Annotated in this window: 14 protein-coding genes; 9 read left to right on the forward strand and 5 right to left on the reverse strand. The window is 43.8% G+C overall.

Features of this window, described 5'->3' with window-relative positions:
* The first annotated feature begins 327 nt into the window (after positions 1-327).
* The 3 genes from NSQ91_RS11255 to NSQ91_RS11265 are packed head-to-tail and all read left to right on the forward strand — an operon-like array spanning position 328 to position 10,615.
* Positions 328-1,179: a hypothetical protein gene (locus NSQ91_RS11255; RefSeq protein ID WP_339173158.1), complete on the forward strand. Its 852-nt coding sequence runs from the start codon at positions 328-330 to the stop codon at positions 1,177-1,179.
* Positions 1,180-1,223: 44 nt separating this feature from the next.
* Positions 1,224-4,511 (forward strand): hypothetical protein, encoded by a 3,288-nt coding sequence (locus NSQ91_RS11260; protein WP_340917817.1) that lies wholly within the window; start codon positions 1,224-1,226, stop codon positions 4,509-4,511.
* 17 nt (positions 4,512-4,528) lie between these two features.
* Entirely contained in the window at positions 4,529-10,615 is a 6,087-nt protein-coding gene (locus NSQ91_RS11265) for a hypothetical protein (protein ID WP_340917819.1), read from the forward strand.
* A 350-nt stretch (positions 10,616-10,965) separates the two neighbouring features.
* On the opposite strand, the gene NSQ91_RS11270 is transcribed toward NSQ91_RS11265, so the two are convergent.
* Complete coding sequence (locus NSQ91_RS11270) at positions 10,966-11,421, reverse strand: hypothetical protein (protein WP_340917821.1); 456 nt, start codon at positions 11,419-11,421, stop codon at positions 10,966-10,968.
* A 255-nt stretch (positions 11,422-11,676) separates the two neighbouring features.
* Between NSQ91_RS11270 and NSQ91_RS32015 the strand changes: the two genes are divergently transcribed.
* Both NSQ91_RS32015 and NSQ91_RS11275 read left to right on the forward strand, forming a co-directional pair.
* Complete coding sequence (locus tag NSQ91_RS32015) at positions 11,677-11,802, forward strand: hypothetical protein (RefSeq protein ID WP_368665120.1); 126 nt, start codon at positions 11,677-11,679, stop codon at positions 11,800-11,802.
* A 38-nt stretch (positions 11,803-11,840) separates the two neighbouring features.
* On the forward strand, positions 11,841-12,227 hold the full coding sequence (locus NSQ91_RS11275; RefSeq protein ID WP_340917824.1) for a hypothetical protein: 387 nt from the start codon (positions 11,841-11,843) through the stop codon (positions 12,225-12,227).
* Positions 12,228-12,746: 519 nt separating this feature from the next.
* Here the strand turns inward: NSQ91_RS11275 and NSQ91_RS11280 are convergent.
* On the reverse strand, positions 12,747-13,145 hold the full coding sequence (locus NSQ91_RS11280) for a cytidine deaminase (RefSeq protein WP_036689594.1): 399 nt from the start codon (positions 13,143-13,145) through the stop codon (positions 12,747-12,749).
* A gap of 239 nt (positions 13,146-13,384) precedes the next feature.
* Between NSQ91_RS11280 and NSQ91_RS11285 the strand changes: the two genes are divergently transcribed.
* Positions 13,385-14,335 carry a methylenetetrahydrofolate reductase gene (locus NSQ91_RS11285; protein ID WP_256715849.1) on the forward strand — a complete coding sequence of 317 codons (951 nt, stop codon included), beginning with the start codon at positions 13,385-13,387 and terminating at the stop codon, positions 14,333-14,335.
* 86 nt (positions 14,336-14,421) lie between these two features.
* Here NSQ91_RS11285 and NSQ91_RS11290 read toward each other — a convergent pair whose 3' ends face one another.
* The gene (locus NSQ91_RS11290) at positions 14,422-16,164 is read right to left on the reverse strand and encodes an SGNH/GDSL hydrolase family protein (RefSeq protein ID WP_076129987.1); all 1,743 of its coding nucleotides are present in this window, start codon (positions 16,162-16,164) and stop codon (positions 14,422-14,424) included.
* A 241-nt stretch (positions 16,165-16,405) separates the two neighbouring features.
* Here NSQ91_RS11290 and NSQ91_RS11295 point away from each other — a divergent pair, with 241 nt between their 5' ends.
* Positions 16,406-19,273 carry a glycosyl hydrolase 115 family protein gene (locus NSQ91_RS11295; protein WP_076129988.1) on the forward strand — a complete coding sequence of 956 codons (2,868 nt, stop codon included), beginning with the start codon at positions 16,406-16,408 and terminating at the stop codon, positions 19,271-19,273.
* A 44-nt stretch (positions 19,274-19,317) separates the two neighbouring features.
* Here the strand turns inward: NSQ91_RS11295 and NSQ91_RS11300 are convergent, their stop codons facing one another.
* Positions 19,318-20,097, reverse strand: coding sequence for an AraC family transcriptional regulator (locus NSQ91_RS11300; protein ID WP_340012333.1), 780 nt, complete (start codon positions 20,095-20,097; stop codon positions 19,318-19,320).
* A gap of 129 nt (positions 20,098-20,226) precedes the next feature.
* Between NSQ91_RS11300 and NSQ91_RS11305 the strand changes: the two genes are divergently transcribed.
* Both NSQ91_RS11305 and NSQ91_RS11310 read left to right on the forward strand, forming a co-directional pair.
* Positions 20,227-20,523, forward strand: coding sequence for an ArsR/SmtB family transcription factor (locus tag NSQ91_RS11305; protein WP_038569940.1), 297 nt, complete (start codon positions 20,227-20,229; stop codon positions 20,521-20,523).
* A 127-nt stretch (positions 20,524-20,650) separates the two neighbouring features.
* The gene (locus NSQ91_RS11310; protein ID WP_076129990.1) at positions 20,651-21,673 is read left to right on the forward strand and encodes an NADP-dependent oxidoreductase; all 1,023 of its coding nucleotides are present in this window, start codon (positions 20,651-20,653) and stop codon (positions 21,671-21,673) included.
* A 71-nt stretch (positions 21,674-21,744) separates the two neighbouring features.
* On the opposite strand, the gene NSQ91_RS11315 is transcribed toward NSQ91_RS11310, so the two are convergent.
* The gene (locus NSQ91_RS11315; RefSeq protein WP_076129991.1) at positions 21,745-22,554 is read right to left on the reverse strand and encodes a YheC/YheD family protein; all 810 of its coding nucleotides are present in this window, start codon (positions 22,552-22,554) and stop codon (positions 21,745-21,747) included.
* Positions 22,555-22,635: the final 81 nt, after the last annotated feature.

Consider the following 22,635-nt stretch of genomic DNA (forward strand, 5'->3'; position numbering starts at 1 on the left):
GACGCATTACATACCGTATAGAGAAGTTGCTGTGAGTTGCAATTCAAATTATCATCGTTTGAAAAGCACGTATTGGCTTCATTCAAGACATAGTCTCTCTGCGATCCGCAGGCTGAGCGTCAGTTGCAGAACGTTCTTTATCTCAGTCTCAGTCTACTACATATTTTTCAATGCTTATTTTTTCGTGCCCAAAAAGCTGATGAAATCAACTGCTCCAGTTCACCTCTTTATTTTCATAACATTTTTTTGTTTTGCCTGGGCTTACTCTTCACAGGAAAAGCCCATTTATACATATAATGCAGCAATGATAGCAGGGAGGTAAATCACTTGAGCATAAACAGCAATATTGACATCGTACAAAGAAAGATCGCACCATGCACAGGACCTTTGGTCTGTTTTACATTAATCGGTAAAGGTGATTATAAGATCGAAGCTGTAGTTGAGCTTTATTCGCTGAAAGGCAGTGAGGTTGACCTTGCAAGAGTTAAATTCAGGATCGGAACTTCATACATGGTCATTGAAGGATCATCGATTGACCGTGTGCTGTCGGACAATAAAAGTTTGGAGCAATCCACCTGCTTTGTATCCGGGATACATGGCTGTCCGCAAAAGTTCCATGTATGCATCAGTTACGTGCCAGCGGTCGACCGCCAGAGCGGGAAAATATATGTCCAGGGATTACTTACAGACCGATATGGCCACTCTCCCAAATCCGTTTCCTATTTAATCGCAGAATGGCAGGGAATGGCGAACCTCTGTATCACGAGGCTATGCGGCGCTCCTATAACAAGCTCTCCGATATGCGGTCCGCTGAGAATGGATATTGAACTTTCGAAAGATTTTGTGAAGGAGGCTAATTCCTGCCCAGCAATTAATGTGGCTTCCATATCTTTCGTCGATATAGCAACAGGTTTAGGTTTGGTTCAAGCCTACAAGGTGGGAAGGAGACAAAAGGACCCAATCTTTCTGTTCAATCAAAATCTGGAAGAAAAATACGTCGCATTATTTCCGGCAGGAGGCCCTTTTTCAGATAGTGTTGTTAAAGAGATCAGGATTAACAGTCTTCGCATGACCATTCCGAGTGCAGAAGTATATGGGAGCTTATGTATAGATGGATATTACTTAGCGCAAAATAAATGGCATTGCATAGAGCCGAATTTGTTAAAACAATGGACTTAAATATTAGTGAATGAACTCACATCAACGGATGAGGTGATATATCATTGTTTTATAAAAAAATGAGCAGTCGAAGCTTATTTGAGGCCGAGGATGACCCTTCTGTTGGCTGGAGGGGGTATCGACCTCGTGAGGGGACATACGAGCGGGATACTCTGAGTTTGGTTGAAGCTTGGGGCGATAAGGGAATATTCCTGTTTGCGGCAATTCGTCCGCAAGAAAATCAACTTTTAGATGCTTTGGAAGAGTACGAGCGAAACAGAAGAGATTCCGATGAAATCCAGCTTATCTGGCTGAACACTATTGAGCTTGACAAATGTAGTATCCTCAAGATCGTATCTGGTATTGGGGGAATGAAAGTAAAAGAAAATCTAAATGTAATGATAGGAAATGGCGCCTATGAATTAGATATTGATATGAGCGTAAAAGTTAACTTTTTGTACGAGGACATGAGACTTGATTTATGCAATACCACCTCTGCGTTTATTGATTTTATGAGCAATGATAATGCAAGCATTGATGGAGGAGTGATCCATCTACCGTTTGCCGGCAAGGACGCCGGGACCTTTCGATTTCGCATCGAAATACCCTCTGATTCTGTGTTTGATGAGAACGGGAATTTTAATGTCGGACTTAAATATTTTTATGCGCAACAGAATGGGCATACCATTGCAACTGAGGAACATAACTACCCGGTTTTTGAGAAACAAGATGGGAAGTGGCTTCATTATCTGGTGTCTCTGGATGAGCTTGATCCATTTAACCGGAATTATGAGACTCTGCCTGATTTAGGTCTTCGGTCTTATCTAGCCTTTGATCCATCGACGGATGCATTGCCCAGTCATTTCCGAACCCCATTCGGTCATACTATAGAACTCCAACCAGATGTCCGATTGGAACCAAATGTTGAAGGGGTACTGCCGCGACCGTTGCCTGGCAGTGGATTGCTGGTGTTATCTCCGAAATATAAAATAGCGGCATTCGAACCGGCATATACGGTCCCACAAGGGAACTTTTACCTTTCAGTCTCCGATGCAGAACCGTTTGCAGGAGCTATGCGCCTGCTTTGTGGCAGCACTGGAACGGAAACCATTGCTTTTGTACCTCAAGGCAATGGTTACAGAGGTGACCGCATGGAGTTCATACGGGGCAAACCTGCTTTCTGGTCCTCTGATCCAGCCGGTAGCGAAACAGAACAACCTCCAGAATTAACGGATGAGGCTTATACGTCCTGGATAGCAGTACGCCCGAGCGACAACCGTATTTTCGAGGCTCCACCAATCACTTATTCGGCACAGCCTGAGGATGATCCTCATTACCGCCCGGCGGCTGAAAGTGTTAGTCACTTTCATGAACCGGTTATCTTCGATTGGACAAGGGATACAGATAACAGTATACCTCTGGTTCCTCTTCTTGGGGTTCAACGGAATGATGAAATGCAGCTCACACAGGCGCTTACATTGGAGCGGCGAGGAATTGCCCCGGATCGCAAGCGGCGTATGAACCAACTCTCAGCGAGATCAGCCATCAACAGCACTGCCTTTACAGATGGCCTTTCGAGCACACCGCAAGGCTTGTTTGTTCAGGACATCGCCGGACAGTGGTCGGAATTAATTATCGGGCAGAACATCCGAAACGCAGCAGGTCTCGTTCCGGGGGCAGCCGAAGCATGGGACATGCTGAAATTTACTAACCCTTCTGCGACTTTCCGAAACGCCCTCTTGTCCAGCAGGCTCTTTCTTGTCGTTTCAATGAATCCCACGGCTTCGCCGCTATGGGAAAAGTTTGATGACCTGGTGACTATATCGGGTTGGCCCTTCAAACTGACAGTACCGGGTGGTACGAATTACCAGAATATCCTCATCTTCAAATTTTGCCAAGGATCGTTGTTGGATGGCATCGAGCAGCCCGGACGTTGGACGGATGGTGAAGCATTCAATCAAGCAGGGCAATTGGGCATATTATCAAAGTGGTTGAGCGATTACTGTATGGGTGGAGCGGCCGAAAATGAGATTCCCCCAGAATTGGTTCCATTTTACCGGATGTGCCGTGATCCGAAATGGAACGGAATTCTTGCTCTCAATGTGGATATTATACCGGAACAGATGCCGGATGATTTAATAGGTCTTATTGGCGGCATTAAACCAGGAAGCCTGCGCGCACACCATGTGGGCCTCGATTCCAGCCTGGTGGAGTGGGATGCTGTTGCCGGCCTGAAATTGGACAAGCCAAGCTCGCTATTCGGGTATGTCAGGTACGAGGATCTGGATACTGTCGATTGGGACATTCATACTTACAAATTTCGCGTAACCGAGCTGCAGGCCCGATTTGTAAACACAAAAATTGAATTGTTCCACACCAAAATTGAGCTGCTTGTGCGTACGTTATATGGGAGTCCAGTAATAGTCAGTGAGGATGGTGGCCCTGAGTTCCCAAAGCCTATCCTTACTTTATACGGATCGATGGAGCAGCATGAAGGTGTACCTACCTATGTCTTTCAGACGAAGACACCTGTGCGTGCAACTCTCCAGAAACTGGTTCTCCCACCAATATTACAAAACTTGCGCTTAGACAAAATCAGCTTCCAGACGCTCGACGCTTCGGATAAACAAAATATAAAGACTGTATTTTCCATATACGGTTCGAAAATTTTTCTTGATAAGTTGAACCCAGAGGTTGATCAGGTGATTGATTTGTTTGGCTATGGAGTCGATGAGGGTTTGTTAGGTCTCTTGTTTGGCAACTTAAGGGTCACAATGGATTTTGACATTAATGACCCCGTAAATTCCGGTAAGTTTGCTTTTGATATCTCACAAGTCTCCCTCGATCCCGCCAAAAGCAACGGACGTCCTGGCAGCTTGGGCGCCAACTTTCCGCTCCGTCTTCGCTATCTGGTATCCGTAGAATCTGTGGCTGATTGGAATAAGCTTGGTTACCGTGATGTGCCCATTGCCGGATTGCCAAACCATAATGCTGCAAACGGACCATGGTACGGACTCGGTTTTGACTTCGAAATGGGTACTCTTGGCAAGCTGTTGCCCGAGGGCATGCTTGTCGGCAATTTTATTGCAGGCTGGAATGCAGAGGGGAAGTTTTATTGCGGGCTCAAAATACCAGGGCTTGATCTGGATAAGGAAAAGGGGCTGCTGGCTCTGGAGGAAATGTTGGATCTGAAGTTGCCAAACGATCTTCAGCTTGCTTTGACCAGTGATGGTTATCTAATGAGCACTCAAGCTGCTGTACGATTGTTCGGGACAAGCTACAAGACTCAATTTACGATCTTTCAAGCCAGTAATCAAAAAGGACAGATCGGCTGGTATCTAACAACTGTCTGAAAGGAGAGCGAGAGAACATGAGTGATCTGTTTGCAGGATTAGGTCAGTTTGTTAGTTCTGATGAGTTTAAAGCAGATATGAAGACCAAGGCAACAGTCGATAGAATAAAAGACTTATTTACAGTGATGCATGATGGCCATTTACCAAATGGTCTATTTTATAACCCCAATGCCAGATGGCTCGCCGGTATCCAGTTCAAACCGGTTCCATTCGTTGATCTTTCCGCTTTATTTCAGGATGAGCATAACCGTTATGGCATTTTTGTTCAATTACTTGGAGATGGGGCAGGTCCCTTCGCTGGATTGAACGGTGATTTCAGTTATGAAAAAAGAAAAGGCTCCGTTGGACGGTTCACCGGAGCTATCAGTCTACCTGAAGAACAGCGGCGTATCGAGATGGGCGCAGTAACCGTGATCGTCCCCGAAGTTGCACTCGATCTCTACCGAAACGGAGATTTCAAGATCGATGTCGGGTTTCCGGTCGGCTTGGATTTTAGCCGTTCATTATGCATAGAGGCTCCGCCGTATGTTGGATGGGGAGGCTTTTATTTTGCCCGCTTAAGCGCTGAGACGTCTGCGTATAGCAGAGTTCCAGAAATTAGTGCGACAATAGGTACTTTCAGTTCAATTATTGAGGCCGGACTAGCTGTCAATCTGGGGTACGGCAAATACTTCAAACGGGGAGTGCTGAATGCTGGACTTAGTTTGACGGGGATTGGAATCCTGGAAGGAACGAATGCAACGTTTAACGCGAATTGCGACCCTTCCAAGAATGGAGCAAAGTTCAGCTGGTACCAAGGAATATTGGGACTATCCGGCAAAGTTTTTGGAGAGGTGGATTTAAAGGTACTTAAGGCCGTAGTGGATTGCGAAGTCAACGCAACGGCCAACATGATCATTGAAGCCTATAAGGAAACGAATATCGATTTTGTGCTGGAAGTCCATGCGCATGGAGAAATAGAAGCCGATTTCGGTATCGCAAAGGGGAAGATATCACGAAGCTTTCACGACAAAATGAATATGGATTTTGTAATGGGCAAAGAGACTACAGCTCCATGGGATACATGCTCTCCCCTTCAATCCCCACACCATTCATTGACTACGGACAATCTGGTCTGGTGGCCGGTTATCGTTCCTGCGCTGGAACGGCGCAAATTAACGCTCTATTGTATGCCGCAGCTTTCCGTCGGAGAAGAGGGCGGCAGCAAGAAGGTTCAGTGCTCAGCCATGTTGTACATGATTGACGATCCTCTTCAACCCGACGGATTTAAGGCATGGGCTAAGGGGGTACTGCTATGGACGCTGAATGCTTACTTGAACCGTAATTCTAGCTCAGGTACTCCCATCGACAGGTTGCTTCAACAGAACATTACTAAAGAAGAATTAAAGAGTATTGAAAGATACACAACAGACGGCCAATCGCCGATTATCTATAATCAGAGCGGAACGGGTATTGTATCATTTCTGGCCGAATATTTTGAGATTTCGATATGCCATCCGGAAATAGGTTGCAGCGGAACGCCGGAAATCAAACAATTAGTATTTTTTCCGATCTTCCCCGATATCGAACTGACAGTCGAACAGGCACTCCTTGGGGTAGCAATGCCGCAAACCTCAAAAATTGATTTCACAAATAACCAAACGATCTCCACGGATAAGCTTGAGTATATAAGACAACATTCGCGTCGGATGATGGCCGAGCCAGTTCATGAAGATAAGTGTGAAGAAACTAACCCTCAACCCGATCCTCTACCATTGCTTAATATAGAGCTATCAATGGCTACCTTGTGGATTCAGGATGTTGTAACCATGTGTACGCGTGCCCTGGCCAGAGAAGCCGTTGATCAATCAGGCTTAGGTTTGCCAGGGGATATGATATTAATAAGCGATCTTGTCGATAAAGTCGTCGATAATAATGAGCGGATGAAAATAGTCGCGGCAAGCATCTCCCAATTCACTCTGTTCGGGCTCCTGGTGAAGCAGAGTAAGTCTTCGGAGCAAAAATCTGTTTATAGCGAGATTGGGCAGCAATTTCCGTTATCCGATTCGTTGACTGGGCTTACCTTAAAACTGGAGCTTCTGCCAAGCAATTTGCCGGTAACAATGAACAATTGCACAGAGCCTCACGGTGATCTGTCTACCCTCACGATCATTTTTCCCGATTGCGAATTGGATCGGATAACGGCGTTGCGACATACCGAATTACCGAATGATGATTGGTCATGTGTCCGTCCGCTTACACCCTATGTTGACGTTCCCAACACTTATCCGGGGAAACAGCTGCAGATATGGGAAAACACCCGTTCAGCGACAGGAATCAGACGGAAACTGAGTGTGTTCACGGCAGCGCTTGGTCATAGATTGGCGGCACAGGCAGGAACTTTGGCTTTGTGGCAAATGGATAAGCAACAAGCACATAAACTAGATCCCGCCAGAGACGAATATCGACTTGCGACATTTGTAGAAATCCGGTTGTGGCCAACTAATGTTCTTAATATGTATGAGCTGAAAGGCGCGAGCGGATACGGACAACTGCTTCTTGAACGGTTAAGCCGGGAGATCGCAAATGAATCAAGTAGAGGTCCGGTAGGTCTGGAGAGTGTTCATGTTCTTCACTTGCGTAAAGAATCGGATGGTCAGGTTATTTGGAGTTCGGACAGCAAGCTGCCTCTGGTTCTCAGCAGTAATCTGACAAAGTTCACTGAACCTCCGGTAAACGGCTTGTCTGCGGTGACAGCCCAAACTCCCGCAACATTCGCACAACTGCTGCATACCAGCGGCACTATCCGATCCGGAGGCTTTTATCTTTGGTATGAGAATCCATTTGACCAGCCGCCAGACCCGGATAATCCTATACTTGCACAGATCCTTTTCCGGTATGTTAACAACGCGCCTCTCGGTGCATACGTGAATGCGGCGGATACGGTAATAGGTTCCGATTCGGATGAAGCCTTTTATTTTCTGGATACCCTCCGAAGCAGCAAACCTGCATTTCCTTCCGGTCATGCAGGCATTGAGATATACCGTCCTGCCGACAAGGAGTCAACGGATTTGCAGGCGTATTTGCGCCGGATGTTTTATCTGATCGGTACAAAGCTGAAGGGTAATCTGGCGTTTGCTGAGCAGGATCTTTCAGACGTGCCCATCGCACCGGTTGGGGAAGTAGATGCACTGCCCTGTGATTTACCCACAGATCCCTCCAGGTGGCCGGGACCATGGTATCAGTATCGGCCTGTATTGCCGATTGTCAAGCATGCTATACAGCCGCCGGAGACTGTAGAATGCGATAAGCCCGCGGGTAACCCCTATGCCGGTCTGGGAGAAAAAGTAGTAATAACCCTATATCCACGGGATGTTCTTGGAAATACACTGTCCAAACCAAAACACGATTACATTATACCGGTGCTTTACCGTGATTTTGTTATTCCTCCTCACCAGTGGCCGGGGACAACCCTGTGCTACCGTCTGGATCAGAACGGGCTTGTTGTAACTCTGGCTTTTTTTGCGGACGGTCTGACAGATGAACAAGCCCGTGCTGCCAAAGACAGCTATGCGCTGGCTTATCATCAGTTGTCGCAGGAGTATGTCGAAGTGGGAGTGACCTTGTCGATTGATGAGACGAAGACGCATGATGTGAAGGATATCCTGACTGAATATGCCCTGGAATGCTGGCGTTCACTTTGCAAGAAGCTTTCCGGCGAGCCTTATAATCGGGTGATCAAAAAGTGTGAAATTGATCCTTCAGCGATAACACTCACCAAGGAGAAGCCTCTCTATGAGCTGACCCTTGAATTGACAATATTACGCGCATTCGAAGAGCATATAGATCCTGACATGAAATCCATTCCAGAGACAGTCAGTGGCACCAGCCGCATCCAGCATGAATCGTCAACCAGAATTGCTGGAACACAAACGATCGAAGCGTTCGCCCGATATTTTGAAGTGGCCTTTGATCGAAAGATAGGTGCGGGTGCATGGCGTGATAGCGAGGATAGCAACCGACTCTGGGTTGTCGGTATAGGTACCAAAGCCACAGCTTGCTTGAAAACAGAACGACAAGCCGCTGAATTCTTCTACGGTGCAGCACCGTTTGAGACCATGAAGCGCAGCCGCACATTAACCGTTCAGCCGTATGAATTATTCTCTGCCACAGGCGGTACAGTATTGGCTGATGCTCTGGAGACGGAATCCGTGGAAGACTTGGATATTTGGGTTCAGCAAGTGTTCGCTTTCATTGACGAAATGCTCGACAAGGATTGTCTGAGCGTGATAGGCAAACATGATGGAGCCATACAATTGGAGAGTCTTCGCAAGGCAAAAAGCGAAATAGCCGAAGCATATGCGAGCAAAGTCAGTCATCTGGGCAAGCTGAAGGTTTCCGATATTTCCGATTTGGCCGCTGCACGTGAACGATTCAAGCAGCAAATGCTGGTCCAGCTCGCCGAAGCCTATAAGCAGGATACAGTCATACAGCAGCCGTTTAACGTGGGAATCGCTTGCGGTGATCCGGGTGAAATGGATCAAGTGAGTTTTTATGGGCCGATTGAGGCGGAAAGCTTCATTGGATTGTCTGATGAATGCAAGGCGGAACCGGGAAGTGAGATTTACGTCCAGGCAAGCTTTACTCCGGCTAAACTGTCGCTTCACAGGGGTACACAGCAATTGACCTATTTGTTTAATGTTAAGAACACCGGTCATTTTCCGCGGTATCAAGCCAAAGGTGTGAATTATCGGGTTACACATTTGGAATATGCGCTTGAGGAGAAGGGGGTTGTTTCATCAGCCTGGATATCGTTAATCGTACCGTATGATCTTCCATTGGGAGACATGGTTATCCCTGTAGTGATAAAAGGGCATCCGGAGCCCCCGTTGCTTCTGCGCCATGGTTATATCGACCCGGAAGAACCGGATATTGACAATGCCAGGACTCTTCTTGATTTGACTAAAGAATGGAAGTATACGTTTACGTATAAGCTTCGGCAAGAAATGACAGGACAAGATCGTTTGAAGCATGAAATTGTCTGGAATGAAGAACTGCCAGTTGCTAAGCGCACATTAGCAGATGAGCTTCCTCAGGCTCTTGCCCAGCTCATCCATATCATGCCGGATATACGCATGGCTTTGCAGCCTGAAGCTGATTCAACTGGAGTTTCCAAAGCGGTGGAGTGTTTGAAGAAATGTATGGAACAGATCGTCTCGAAATGGAATTCCTGGCTCTCCAAGGCGGCATTCGGAGTGAACAGCGGCGAGCCCACCACGTTCGATACGTTCGATACTTTGGAGCAGCAGGATAGTTCTTCCCTGTTGAAAGTGATGCTGGATAAGCTTACAGGTCCGATCTCGGTAGGGGATTTCTCCATGCAGATAGGTAAATACCAATCCGAACCCGCCGGCCCGGGAGCATTTCTCTTCTACTTTATGGGGGCAGACGGGAACCGGGAATATCTGCTGTTTGATCAGCGTATGCTGCCGGAAAATACGGAGCGGACTGTTCAAATCGAGAAGTTCAACATTTTCAGACTCCAGAGATCCCGGATAAGTCTTTATGAGACACGCAATGAGAGCTTAATGAAATGTTGCAGCTCCTATGAGGAAGCAACGGCAGAAGAGTTTGTTTACCGGACGCCAAAGGTCAGCCTCACGGAATCCATTGCACCTTGTTTAAGAACGACAAGGGAGATTGATTTTTCAACACTCTCCGGAGCCATGGAACATCCTATTAAAGAGCATGTAGGCACCTTATTGAACCAGCTGTTCGAAGATGGAGGTATTCCATTGCTGTCGCATTCGATAGTCTGCTCAGCATCCTATAAGTATGCGTACCTGTTCGTACACACCTTTCAGGACGACGCCACAGGGGAAATAACAGTTCCGGTCTGTTTTAAACATGCTAACCTGTATAAGGAAAATGAAGGATCAGTTGTGGAATTCTGCAGACAATTGAATGAGTGCATGAAACGAAAGGATGGACCTCTAAACAAACAAGGAAGGTTTGTCATTCAACTCAGCATTTACCCGGGAAATGCAGTAAATGCTAATACACTCCCAGTGTTGGTGATAGAAAAGCTCACATTGCCGCTTAATAAAATCAGCATTGTGGAGTAAGTATAATTAATGCAAGAGTGAGGGGGCTCATAAGCCATAAAATGGCTACTTGGGACACCCTTCTTTTTTTGTAGGGTCAACGTGAATACTCGGGTAGATGCTCCACCAACGGACTGTTATTCTGATCGCTATGCTCTCAAGATTTCTTTCATTCGCCTTAATGGTGAAAATCCGGGGAATAAGACGACATTTCGAATGGTTGCCAGGTGTGGTCAAGATTTTCTCGAAAGTTTTTCATCCCATGCGTCTATCAATTCAATCAATTTATAAATCACTGGAGCTTTCCAGTTGAACTAAATAAAGAAACAAAAACTGTAATAATTATACTTAATGAAAATATTCTTTTCATATTATATTCCCCCTTTATTATTTCTAACGATTAGATTTTTTCTTATTTTGATTAGATAATATAGAGTTAAGATAAATTGTATAATAGAAATACTCCAAGGAAGCAGAAAGAGCATTTCCACTTGATATTTTGGAAAAAATTCAATAGAAACGACAACTCCATATTCAATATCACTGTCATCTTGCATTGCATTGAAAAATAAAAGAAGTAAGAGGCTGGATAGCATAGTTACCAAAAACCAAATGGCATTGTACTTTATCCTCTGAGTCCTTATAAACAAAAAAGAATTAATAAAACATAATAAAAGTGGTATAAAGTACACCTTAAATGAAATATTTAATAACTCCGTTCCCCATCCCTCTATTCTTATCTTTAAAAAATAGATTAAGATCAGATGCAGTCCAACCACCAGTATTACATAAAGAATGGCTTGTAGTCCTGTCTTGAATGACTTCATCTTTCGTTCCCCTTTTCCATTCGTTCACTTAATGCTCTAATGATATCATCACCCTTCATCGAGATTTTCTTCTTACTTCAAGCACCTATATACCACCCCTGAAATTATATGGATTAATTTTAACTAAAACACTAAATATCCTTATAATGTAATCATCGGGAATTTTAAGGCGAAAATTAATAGTAAACCCCTCTTCCGAGTAACAGTACTAACTCAACCCCGACAATTGTAATTGGACTTAGCAATATAAAAGTCATAACAGCAGGCAATCTATTTAGTTTTGCAATTTCTAAGGATGGAAATGTGTGGGGCTGGGGAGCTAACACGAATGGCGAACTGGGAGATGGTACGAGAATTAATCCAGTTTCACCTGCATGGTAGCCTTAACTTAAAAGAGACGTGTAGAGGAGTTTTTTATTTTGGGAGCGGCAGGGAGTATTTTTAAACCAAAAATATTGAGCAGGAAACCTGGTATTTTAACATATGGGATGACACCACCGAAGGTAAGCCATTCACCAGAAAAGATATCAGAAATTGCACAGAAACAGGTTGAAAGACTTAAAAACGTTGATTTAGATGCTTTAATTCTTTACGACTTCGAGGAGGAGGTAGAAAGAGTTGATCATGAAAGACCTTACCCATATTTACCAACGATTGATCTGGCTATTTATGGTGATAAATATCTAGGACAAGTGGAGGTCCTAGGATTTCATTTGAAGGAGCAAACAGTATATTACATTATTACGTTAAATGAAAAGTGTACCCATTTTACGGTACTCTTTTTAATAGCGCATTTTCTCATTTAAAATGAAATATTAGATGATTATTAGTTACTGGGGATTTAAATTCTCAATTAAATTGAAACAGTCTCTCTTATTTTATAAGGGTTTTCTAACAGTGAATTCTCATTTAAAATGAAACATCACAGGAAAACTAGAAATGTGACTATGCATAGCTACTAAAAGCAAGCGATCATCGAGAGGAAGTGTTTATCCTTTTATCTCAATGGATCGCTTGTTTTTTATTATTGATGATGTTCATTGAGAGGTTTTAACTATATGAGTTTTAGATACTATAGAACTACATACAGACTATGATAAAGAATTTATTGAATTTAGGGTAAGAAATGCTTTGGAAATGATAAAGGTAGTATTTAAAGAAAAAGATAAGGTTGGAATTGCGATTTGGTAAGTAACAACGTATTTACGCGGTGTGTCTGGTCTGTGAACTCTGTGTTCTGACTAAGCTTTTTAACACAAAAACACGCGTACTTGTCTAACAAAGGTACGCGTGTTTTTGTTATTCCACTACGAGAGGAATTATTTTTACATATCTAAATTTTTGAATGCATAAGGCAATAAATCCCTTAAACTCAGCTCTAAGATTTCTTTTTTCTCATTGGTTAAATAGACAGGCATGTCGGGCAAACAGAATTCCGATAATACTTGTCTGCAGATACTGCATGGCGGCAGAAAATCCATTGTGTCACCTGCTACAGCTATAGCCTGAAAATCACCTTTAGTATAGCCCTTTGTAATAGCTGTGAAGATTGCTGTTCTCTCTGCACAATTAGTAGCGCCAAAAGATACATTTTCTACGTTTACTCCATTAATAACATTTCCATCTTTAAGCAATAAGGCTGCTCCAACTGGAAATTTAGAATATGGGGCATAAGCAGCTTTCTTTGTGTTACGTGCGCTTTCCATTAATTCTTCTTTATTCATAATACTCACCCTTTTTAAATAAGAATGAACCTTTCGGTCCCCTTATCGCCAACTTTAAGGTTGGCAGGACTTCTAATATTATAGTCACACCAAATGGTTGTCAACATGTACTACTCGATAAGTATCATTAGGGAATCATAGCTTTAAAATATAACTAGATATAGTAAATAGAAGTTACACATATTAAGCCTGCCATGGTAACCTTATCTTAAAAGCGACGAGTAGAGGGGTTTTATAATTTGGGAGCGGCAGAGAATACATTTAAACAAAAAATATTGAGCAAAAAACCGGGTATTTTAACATATGGAATGACACCACCGAAGGCAAGCCACGCACCAGAAAAGGTCTCGGAAATCGCCCAGAAACAGGTTGAGAGACTTAAAAATCTTGATTTAGATGCGTTAATTCTGTACGACGTTCAGGAAGAAGTAGACAGAGTGGATCATGAAAGACCTTATCCCTATTTACCAACGATTGATCCGGCTGTCTATGGTGATAAATATCTAAGACAGGTGGAGGTCCCGAAAATAATTTACCGGTGCGTCGGTAATGATACTAGAGCTCAGTTCGAGGATTGGGTTAAAACTGACGAAAATGAAGATAGATTTTCCGTGTATGTGGGCGCTTCGTCAAGTAAACAAGAGGTGAAATTGAATTTACCAGATGCTTATGAGCTAAGCAAACAGTTAAATAGTAATTTAACTTTTGGTGGAGTTGTCATTCCGGAAAGACATATAAAAAAGAATGATGAGCATATACGGGTTGTCGAAAAGACCAACAATGGGTGCAACTTTTTTATCACTCAGGCAACTTATAATGTAGAGGCATCTAAGAATTTATTGTCTGATTTATATTATTACTATACAAATAACGGTTTTGAGATGGTTCCTATTTTATTTAATCTTGCACCATGCGGCACCGCGAAAACATTACAATTTATGAAGTGGTTAGGGATCAGTATCCCGGGATGGTTAGAAAACGAGTTGAAATACTCGAATGATATTTTGGATAAATCAATCCAGCTATCGCAAAAAATCTTTGAAGAATTACTAGATTTCGGGCTGGAGAAGGGAATTCCTATTGGTTGCAGTATTGAAAGTGTTTCAACAAGTAAGTTGGAGATTGAAGCATCCGTACAGCTTGTTAAAGATGTGAAGGCTATTTTGGATAAGAAGCTGCCTACCAAATAGAAAAAGATTCCTCAAATTATTGAGAAACCCAGGTCATTTAAAGACCATGGGTTTCTTTTTAGGTTATATGCCACTAGGTCAAATTATTAAACATTATAGCCGAAGCCCAGTATAGTAAAAGACTTGTCCTGATCTTCCGGCACCATTCTGATTTCTACCTGATGCTCCCCGCTAACCTCATTTTGATAAAGAATTACCGGATTGCAATGTGTCCAATTATTCTCATGTGGATCAGCGGTGACTACAAGACAACCATCGACGTAAATGTTTGCCTTGCCGAATTCGCTGCTGCCAGAATCCTTGTATACAAGGATGAGATTTTTGCTTGTTATCGTCAGCTTGAAGCTGTGTTCCCCAGACGACGCTGAATGCATCCAATTATGAGGGAATTCCGGAGTTCCGAAAGGATTGGTATCCATTTCTACCCGCTGCAAATCGGTATCGATCCCCGAAAATCCGCCCACCTCGATCCTGCCTGCGTCAATATGGCTTTTGCGGTCCAGCAGGAGGGTTCCCGCAAAATCATTCCCGATGACCGGATGTTGATCCAATAGGAGATCATCTTCGTCCATTAGCGTTTTGTGGGTTTCGGAGAATAAATAAGCCAGACAATCAGCCATTACCCGGTGACCATCATTAGTAGGATGATAGATATCATAGAAAAATTGCCGTTTCGAGAGGATGTTCCCCTCATTTTTGTTTAGGCGGAATTGCCCGGATACCGCATCCTTTACACTAACCATAGGAAGATTATAAGCCCGGCCAATGGGGGAGAGCCGTTCCTGCAGGTTCCAGTCATTCATAAACACGCTGAACAGGAGAACTACTGCCGGTCTATTATCGGCGGAAAGTATTTTTAGGCATAAGCTTTCAAAACAGTTGCCTTTCGTTTCATCCCCTTCGTCGTTTACCGCAAATTCTACCACCACGATATCAGGTGTTACAGAACCTTCCCGGAGAATATCCCTTTCATAACGGATGACCCCAAGCTCGGACGGTGTTCCACCTACCCCAGCCTTCACAAAATGGATGTTCTCACCACCATTCGTACCGAATAATTCCTTAAATCTCAGATACGATTGGTAGGCATAACATTCTGTATGGATCGGCTTAGCACCTGCTCCCTGAGTAATGGAACCCCCAATATAAGCAATCGTGACATCCTCACCTTTTATAGCCTTATGGATGGCCGTTTTTAATCTTTTATTATTGCCCGGATGAAGCAAGGATTGGGTAATGATCTCCCGGTATTCGTTAGAATCAAACGCTACAGGCGGTTCAATGATTAGCTCTGGTACAGAATAACCGTCATGCAAATAAAAAATTATACTCGCGATGGCCAGTTCGCCTTCATGTTTAAATTCAAAAGCGAATTTGCCGAGCACCGCATCCTCTTCAGACCATTCCAAATCCTCTAACTTCAAGAGGACTTCGGAACCGTCGGAGGGACAGGGCACACGTATGCTGCTGCCTGTTTCGTATTTGCTGGTTTTGCCCCAGTTCTGCAATAGAAAAGAGATGGGCTCGTTCTGCTCAGGATCCCTTCTCACAGACACTCCGATACTATGGACTAATTTGCGAAATCCAACGCAGTTTCCTAGCAGCTCCAGTATTGTCTCATCAGTGACGCCGCCAATATATCTGGCCTTGTCGATTAGATAGTTACCTTCCAGATAAACTTCCTGTGAAGGTGGACCTTCGGCCCGGGCTGTCGCCTCAATCGCGGTTTCGTAGACCACAAAAAAACCGTTCCTGCGTTCAGCCGGATCCTTGGGCGCCTTTGGACCTTCAATCTTGCCTCCTGTAATGATCCCGTTATTGTTTTTCATATTGATCATCCTCGCTTTTTGTATAAGCTTTTCTTGTTATGGATGCGCTTGCAAAAAACATATTTTTATTAGAAGGAATACCTGTTAACAGTAACACCAAATATCCAGATTGTTCAACCGATAAACAAAGTTTCATTTAATAATTACAAAAAGTTGCTAGTTTACACATGGATGTTGAAATCGCTTACTTATATAATGTGCCTAGTCATACGAAAATAGGATGCTTAAGGGGAGAATTATCATGCCTACGAAGGAATTGCACCTTGTGAAGCAGGGCAGTGCTGCCAAGATTTACGTGGACCCCAAGGGGAAAGATTATGAGGGATTACGCCGGGTGGCACAGTCTTTTGCAGCAGATGTTAAACAGGTAACAGAGGTAGAACCTGAGATATATACACAATTGAACAAATTGGATGGAACAGTCATAATCGCTGGATCGATAGGCAGCAATGATTTTATCGATGATTTAATCGCGGAGGGAACCGTTAATGTATCGGCCATCCAAAATAAAAGAGAATGTTATAAAATTCAGGTGGTTGAACAACCCACAGCGGGAGTGGACAAGGCGCTAGTCATTGTAGGAAGTGATAAACGGGGGACGATTTACGGGTTGTATTCGATCTCCGAAAAGATTGGAGTTAGTCCTTGGGTGTACTGGGCGGATATTGTGCCGGAGAAGAAGCCGGCATTGTCCATTCCTGATAACAAGCTTCATGTGATCTCCAAGGAGCCTTCGGTTAAATATAGAGGTATTTTTTTGAATGACGACTGGCCGTCTTTAGGTTCTTGGGTAACTCAAAGATTTGGTGACTTTAATGAAGATTTCTATGACAAGGTATTTGAACTCATTCTTCGCTTGAAGGGGAATTATTTATGGCCGGCGATGTGGAGCGCCGAATTCAGCCTGAATGGTAAAAGCAGCCCGATTGCCAACGCCAAGCATGCACAAGAATACGGAATTATTATGGGGACCTCCCATCATGAACCCTTATTCCGGGCAGGCAGTGAATGGCAGAAGGTATACAGCCAATACGGAACAAGTAACCTATGGGATTTCGCCCTTAATAAACAGGCGATTACAGATTTCTGGGAAGACGGAATCAAGCGTAATCAGGACTTTGATAACTTGATTACCCTAGGCATGCGGGGGGAAAGTGACTCTGCGCTGGAGGGCTCCGATCAGGAGAATATTGATCTGCTTAAGGACATTATACTTACGCAAAAAGAACTATTGAAGAAATACAATCTTGAACATGCGCCGCAAATTTTGGCCGTTTATAAGGAAGTTGAGAAGTACTGGTATGGCACTGCCGGGGCGGAAGGGTTGAAGGACTGGGATGTTCTGAATGACGTTACGATCCTGCTTGCTGACGATAACTTTGGCAATCTCCGCAAAATCCCGACAAAAAACGAACGTAACCGCAGCGCAGGATGGGGGATGTATTATCATTTTGACTATCATGGTGGTCCGCATTCCTATGAATGGTTAAATACGACCCCGCTTGAAAAAGTCTGGGAGCAAATGTGTATGGCATACGATTATGGCATCCGTGATGTATGGATTGTGAACGTCGGGGATTTGAAGCCTATGGAATTGCCCATTTCCTACTTTCTGGATTTGGCCTACGATTTTGAGGCTTGGGGGACAGGTGCAATCAATCGGACTGTGGAATACACCAACCGTTGGGTAGAGCAGCAATTCGGATATGTGCTGGAACAAGAGACATGTCTGGGAATCGCACAATTGTTAGGGGATTATATCCGGATGAACGGTCGGCGCAAGCCTGAAATTATTTATCCGTCCACCTTCAGTCCTATCCATTACAATGAGGCGCACAGAGTTCTGGAGCAAGCGGTGATGATCGAGAAGGCTGCCGGCAAATACGATGAGCTAATCCCGGAACAACTAAAGGATGCTTACTTCCAGCTCGTATATTTCCCTGCTGTTGCCTCGGCCAATGTGGTCAAAATGCAAATTTATGCTGGACTGAACCATCTATACGCTAAGCGAAATAGTATGTTGGCAAATACTTACGCTGCTCTGACCCGCGAAACCATCGAACGGGATAAGTATCTGGAGCTGGTTTATAATAGCGGAATTTCGGATGGAAAATGGCAGGGAATGATGAGTTCCCCTCATGTAGGGTATATACATTGGAATGCAGAAGGGTGGAAATATCCGGATGTAAACACCTTGACGCCCGCCAGAGGTTCTTTAATGATTGTCGATGTGGAAGGAACGGAACAAGCGTATGTTTCCGGCACAGCTAATCTTCGGGTATTTACAAATCTCCAAAAAGAAAACTATCGCATCACAATCAGTAACGGTGGAGAAGCGGGTTTTGAATATCAGGTGCGGAGCAGCGTAGATTGGATCAAGCTTGAGAAAATACGCGGCTGGATTGAGGCAGGGGAGACGCTTCAGGTTTCCGTAGATTGGGAGAAGGTCAAAGAAGCATCGACGGGCGAAATTACGATCTCCGGTGCCGGGAATATAGTTAAGGTGAAGGCAGCCGTGGATTGGATAGACATTCCGGATATGCCACCGATGACATTCATCGAGACCCATAATATCGTGTCCATTGAAGCGGAGCATACCATAACTCGTGTTTCGAAATCAGGGGTGGTATGGAAGACCATTGACAGCTATGGACGTTCTTTATCCTCGGTTAAAATGTTTCCGGATGCTGTATCTTTTGAACAACCGGAGGATGCACCTTGTCTGGAATATCGGATTCTAGTGCAGCAGGACACCGATTATAGCTTAACCGCGTATATTGCGCCGACAAACAATCTGTCACAAACTAGCGGGTTAAAATATGCGATAGGTTTCGATGATCAGGCACCCGTGATTAAGGATGCTTTACCAACGAACTTTGAAGGCGGCAATCATGATAATGAACCGTGGTGCCGTGCGGTTATGGACAATATTCATGCTGTAACCACCAGCCATGCTTTAACGAAGGGTCTTCATACCCTCCGCTTTTACGGATTCGATGCGGGTCTGGTTCTGCAAAAGCTTGTATTGTCCGCTGCCCAGCTTCCTTATTCCTATTTAGGGCCGGAGGAGAGCTTTTATACTAGCGGGACGGCGTCCATTCTTAGTTAGGTTGAATTAATAGGGCGAACAACAGGGTTGCTTCGGATCCTCCGTTATTTCAGGGCAGATGACGGAGGATAACCCTTTATATTTTTGAAAACGTTGCTGAAGTAGGCAACATCTTGATAACCACAGTGCGCTGCCACTTCGGACACATTAAAACCACCTGCCGATAGAATCATCTCAGCATTGTTCACCCGCACCTTGTTTATAAATTCTTTACAGGTGGAGCCAGTGTTCTGCTTAAATAGCTTACCAAGATATACGGGATTTAGGGCAACCCAATCTGCCAGCTCCTTGATCGTAACTTCCTCCGAATAATGATCCATGATATAGGCCATCACTTTTTGGATTCTTAGATCTATCAGAGGTGTTTCTTGATGGTGGGCGATACTTAATAAGCGGTACACAATCAGTTGAAAGATGGCCCGGGCCTTCATTTTGTAGAAAGGTTGTTTGCCCATCCAGACATGTGAGAATTCTTTAATATCCTCTAGAATCTCTTTAGTTCTCCAATTCCTAGTTACAGTCTCAAAAGGGAGCTGCACATGATTGTCCTCACCCTCCCAGAAGAAATTGAAGGCAAAGGAACGCATGGGTGCCTCCTTGAAAGTCTGAGCTTCCCGAATGCTGCCAGAAGGGGCATAGAGCATATCCCCGGCTTCAACCGTGAATTTCTCTCCATTAATAAAATAGTCAGACTTTCCTTCTACGATGAAGGTAAGATCATGGAAATCAATTTTACTCCTCGTAATCTCCCAATCCGGGAAGGATCGGCGATCAACGAACAAAAAAACACGGGGAACAAGATTTTCGTATTTGGTAATGTCCATTTTTACCACCCCTCTTTCCTTATAAATAGATCCGCGCTAATGCCGATTGGTATATTATACAAAAATGAATCCGATTAAGAAATGGGATTGTAAATTGACTTTGCGCAATCAGAAGAATACAATAGTTTTATGACTATCGAACAATATTCCTTAAAAGATGATGAAAAGCGAGTGAAGATTTTTAAAGCATTAGCAGAAGTGAAACGAATTGAAATGATTCGTTATCTTCATCTCCATAAGGAGAACAATACATGTGGGTCCATTGGTGAATCTATGGGAATGGATAAATCCAATGTGTCGTACCATCTGAAGATTTTGTATGAAGCTGATTTAGTAAGTGTCACACGTATGGGGCAGAATAAGATTAGCCAGCTTCGAGAGGATACGTTTAGCGAATTATTACCGGGTTTCTTGGACAGTTTATAATATGTCCGGAAACCTATAATTTTTTCTTGATAGTTTGATAGTTTTATAACTATTTGATAATCATGTACAGGATTTGGTTAATAGTTATAGGTAGCAGCAAAAATAAATATTAATGGAGTAGTGATCTATGAATCAGTTGAAAAATAAACAGGTCCTGTTAATTTCACGTCCTGTAGGCATGCCAACCCAGCAAAATTTCGAGTTCAAAGATATTCCTGTAGTTGAAGCAAAAGAAGGACAAGTTGTTGTACGAACGTTGTATTTGTCAGTGGATCCTTATATGCGCGGAAGAATGAATGATTCTAAATCGTATATTCCTCCGTATCAGCTTAATGAAGTCATCGCTGGAGGACTTGTGGGAGAGATCGTAGAATCCAAATCGGAGCGATTCAAAGCTGGAGATAAAGTCATCGGTATGCTGGGCTGGCAGTTATATAATACTGTAGATGCTAAAGCAGTAACCAAAATCGATGATTCGATTGCACCTGTATCGGCTTACTTAAGTGTTCTAGGTTTAACAGGGCTCACTGCATATTTCGGTTTACTTGATATCGGGCAGCCGAAAGAAGGAGAGACTGTCGTAGTGTCTGGAGCAGCGGGTTCAGTGGGGATGTTTGTTGGACAGATTGCCAAAATCAAAGGCGCTCGTGTCGTTGGGATCGCAGGTAGCGATGATAAATGCGACTATTTGAAAAAAGAACTTGGCTTTGATGCAACCATTAATTATAAAACAACGGAAAATTTAGGCCAGGCTTTGGAAGAAGCATGTCCAAATGGTGTGGATGTTTATTTTGACAACGTGGGTGGATCGATTTCAGATGCTGTGATGAGCTTGCTTAATGATTATGCACGTATTCCCCTATGTGGCGCTATTTCTTCCTATAATAGTACAGATGGAGATATGGGTCCACGTATTCAGAGCAGATTGATCAAAACCCGCTCCCTTATCAAAGGATTCGTTCTTAGTGATTACGCAGCCCGCCAGTCAGAAGGACTTCAAGAGCTTGGAAAATGGCTAACAGAAGGTAAATTAAAATATGAAGAAACAGTTGTTGAAGGATTCGACAATGTGGTTGAAGCATTCCTGCAATTGTTCCAAGGTGCGAACCTCGGGAAGATGCTTGTTAAGGTGAGCGACTCCGAATTCTAAAACAACACAAACAGCTCTGGTAGAGATTTTTATATATCAGGGCTGTTTGTATTATTACCAATCAAATCCGTTCAGACCATACCCTGTTTGGACTTCATGCATTTAAGATTGTATGTGCGGCCATAGGCTTTTGCATATTTGACGATTCGCTCAATCATGCTGGTGTCATTCAGTTTGGTAAACGGGCACGGATCGGGGGCAGTATTTACTTCCAAGATCCATGGTTTAAGGCGTCGATCCAAAGCAATATCCACACCGATTTCCTGCAGGCCGGGATAGGCTGTGCTCAGCTGTCTGGCGGAGTTCACTCCGATTTGTTGCATGGACCGGATCAACGCGCTACTATTCTCTACGTTTGTGTAGGATTCTAATAATGCCTCTACCGGATAAATCGTTCCCCCTTGGCTCCCATTCGTAACCACTTTGCGAGGATGAGCTACGCGACCCGCAATGCCTGTAGCTTCCCACCCACCCTTAAGATTTCTTTGCACCATAACCCGGATATCAAATGGCCTTCCCTCATAAACCAAAAGCCAAATCCCTTTTTGCACCAAATAGGACTTTCCTTGGGTCTCGCTAGAGATTGCCCGATAAGCCATCTCGTAATCAGAAAATGTATGTTTATGCGTACCGGACTGATAGCTGTAGGCTGGTCGTTTTTTGGAGGAATGATCTTGCGATCTTTCAATCCGGATTACACCCTGTCCCAAAGATCCACAGCAGGGCTTAATGTACACCATTTTATGTTTTTGCAACATCTCATAGAGTACGTTTTTATTCATTTTTTTCGTTACCGGTATATACTTCCTTAGCTCTTGTTTTCTAAGCAGTACCCTTGTTTTCGTCAGCTTATTGGATATCCGCCGTATTGGCTCCTTCATTTTGTTCCTCCGTTCTATATATCTATAGGCTATATTACGGGAATACGCAGTTTTTGCTTGGGCAACCACAGAATAATAGAA

The organism is Paenibacillus sp. FSL R7-0048, from assembly GCF_038004505.1.
Taxonomy (GTDB): Bacteria; Bacillota; Bacilli; order Paenibacillales; family Paenibacillaceae; genus Paenibacillus_AQ; species Paenibacillus_AQ odorifer.

Bases quoted from the DNA above. Each gene is read 5' to 3' on its own strand.
- NSQ91_RS11265 (WP_340917819.1), top strand. From the start codon at position 4,529: ATGAGTGATCTGTTTGCAGGATTAGGTCAGTTTGTTAGTTCTGATGAG.
- NSQ91_RS11270 (WP_340917821.1), bottom strand. From the start codon at position 11,421: ATGAAGTCATTCAAGACAGGACTACAAGCCATTCTTTATGTAATACTG.
- NSQ91_RS11280 (WP_036689594.1), bottom strand. From the start codon at position 13,145: ATGAATAAAGAAGAATTAATGGAAAGCGCACGTAACACAAAGAAAGCT.
- NSQ91_RS11290 (WP_076129987.1), bottom strand. From the start codon at position 16,164: ATGAAAAACAATAACGGGATCATTACAGGAGGCAAGATTGAAGGTCCA.
- NSQ91_RS11295 (WP_076129988.1), top strand. From the start codon at position 16,406: ATGCCTACGAAGGAATTGCACCTTGTGAAGCAGGGCAGTGCTGCCAAG.
- NSQ91_RS11300 (WP_340012333.1), bottom strand. From the start codon at position 20,097: ATGGACATTACCAAATACGAAAATCTTGTTCCCCGTGTTTTTTTGTTC.
- NSQ91_RS11305 (WP_038569940.1), top strand. From the start codon at position 20,227: ATGACTATCGAACAATATTCCTTAAAAGATGATGAAAAGCGAGTGAAG.
- NSQ91_RS11310 (WP_076129990.1), top strand. From the start codon at position 20,651: ATGAATCAGTTGAAAAATAAACAGGTCCTGTTAATTTCACGTCCTGTA.
- NSQ91_RS11315 (WP_076129991.1), bottom strand. From the start codon at position 22,554: ATGAAGGAGCCAATACGGCGGATATCCAATAAGCTGACGAAAACAAGG.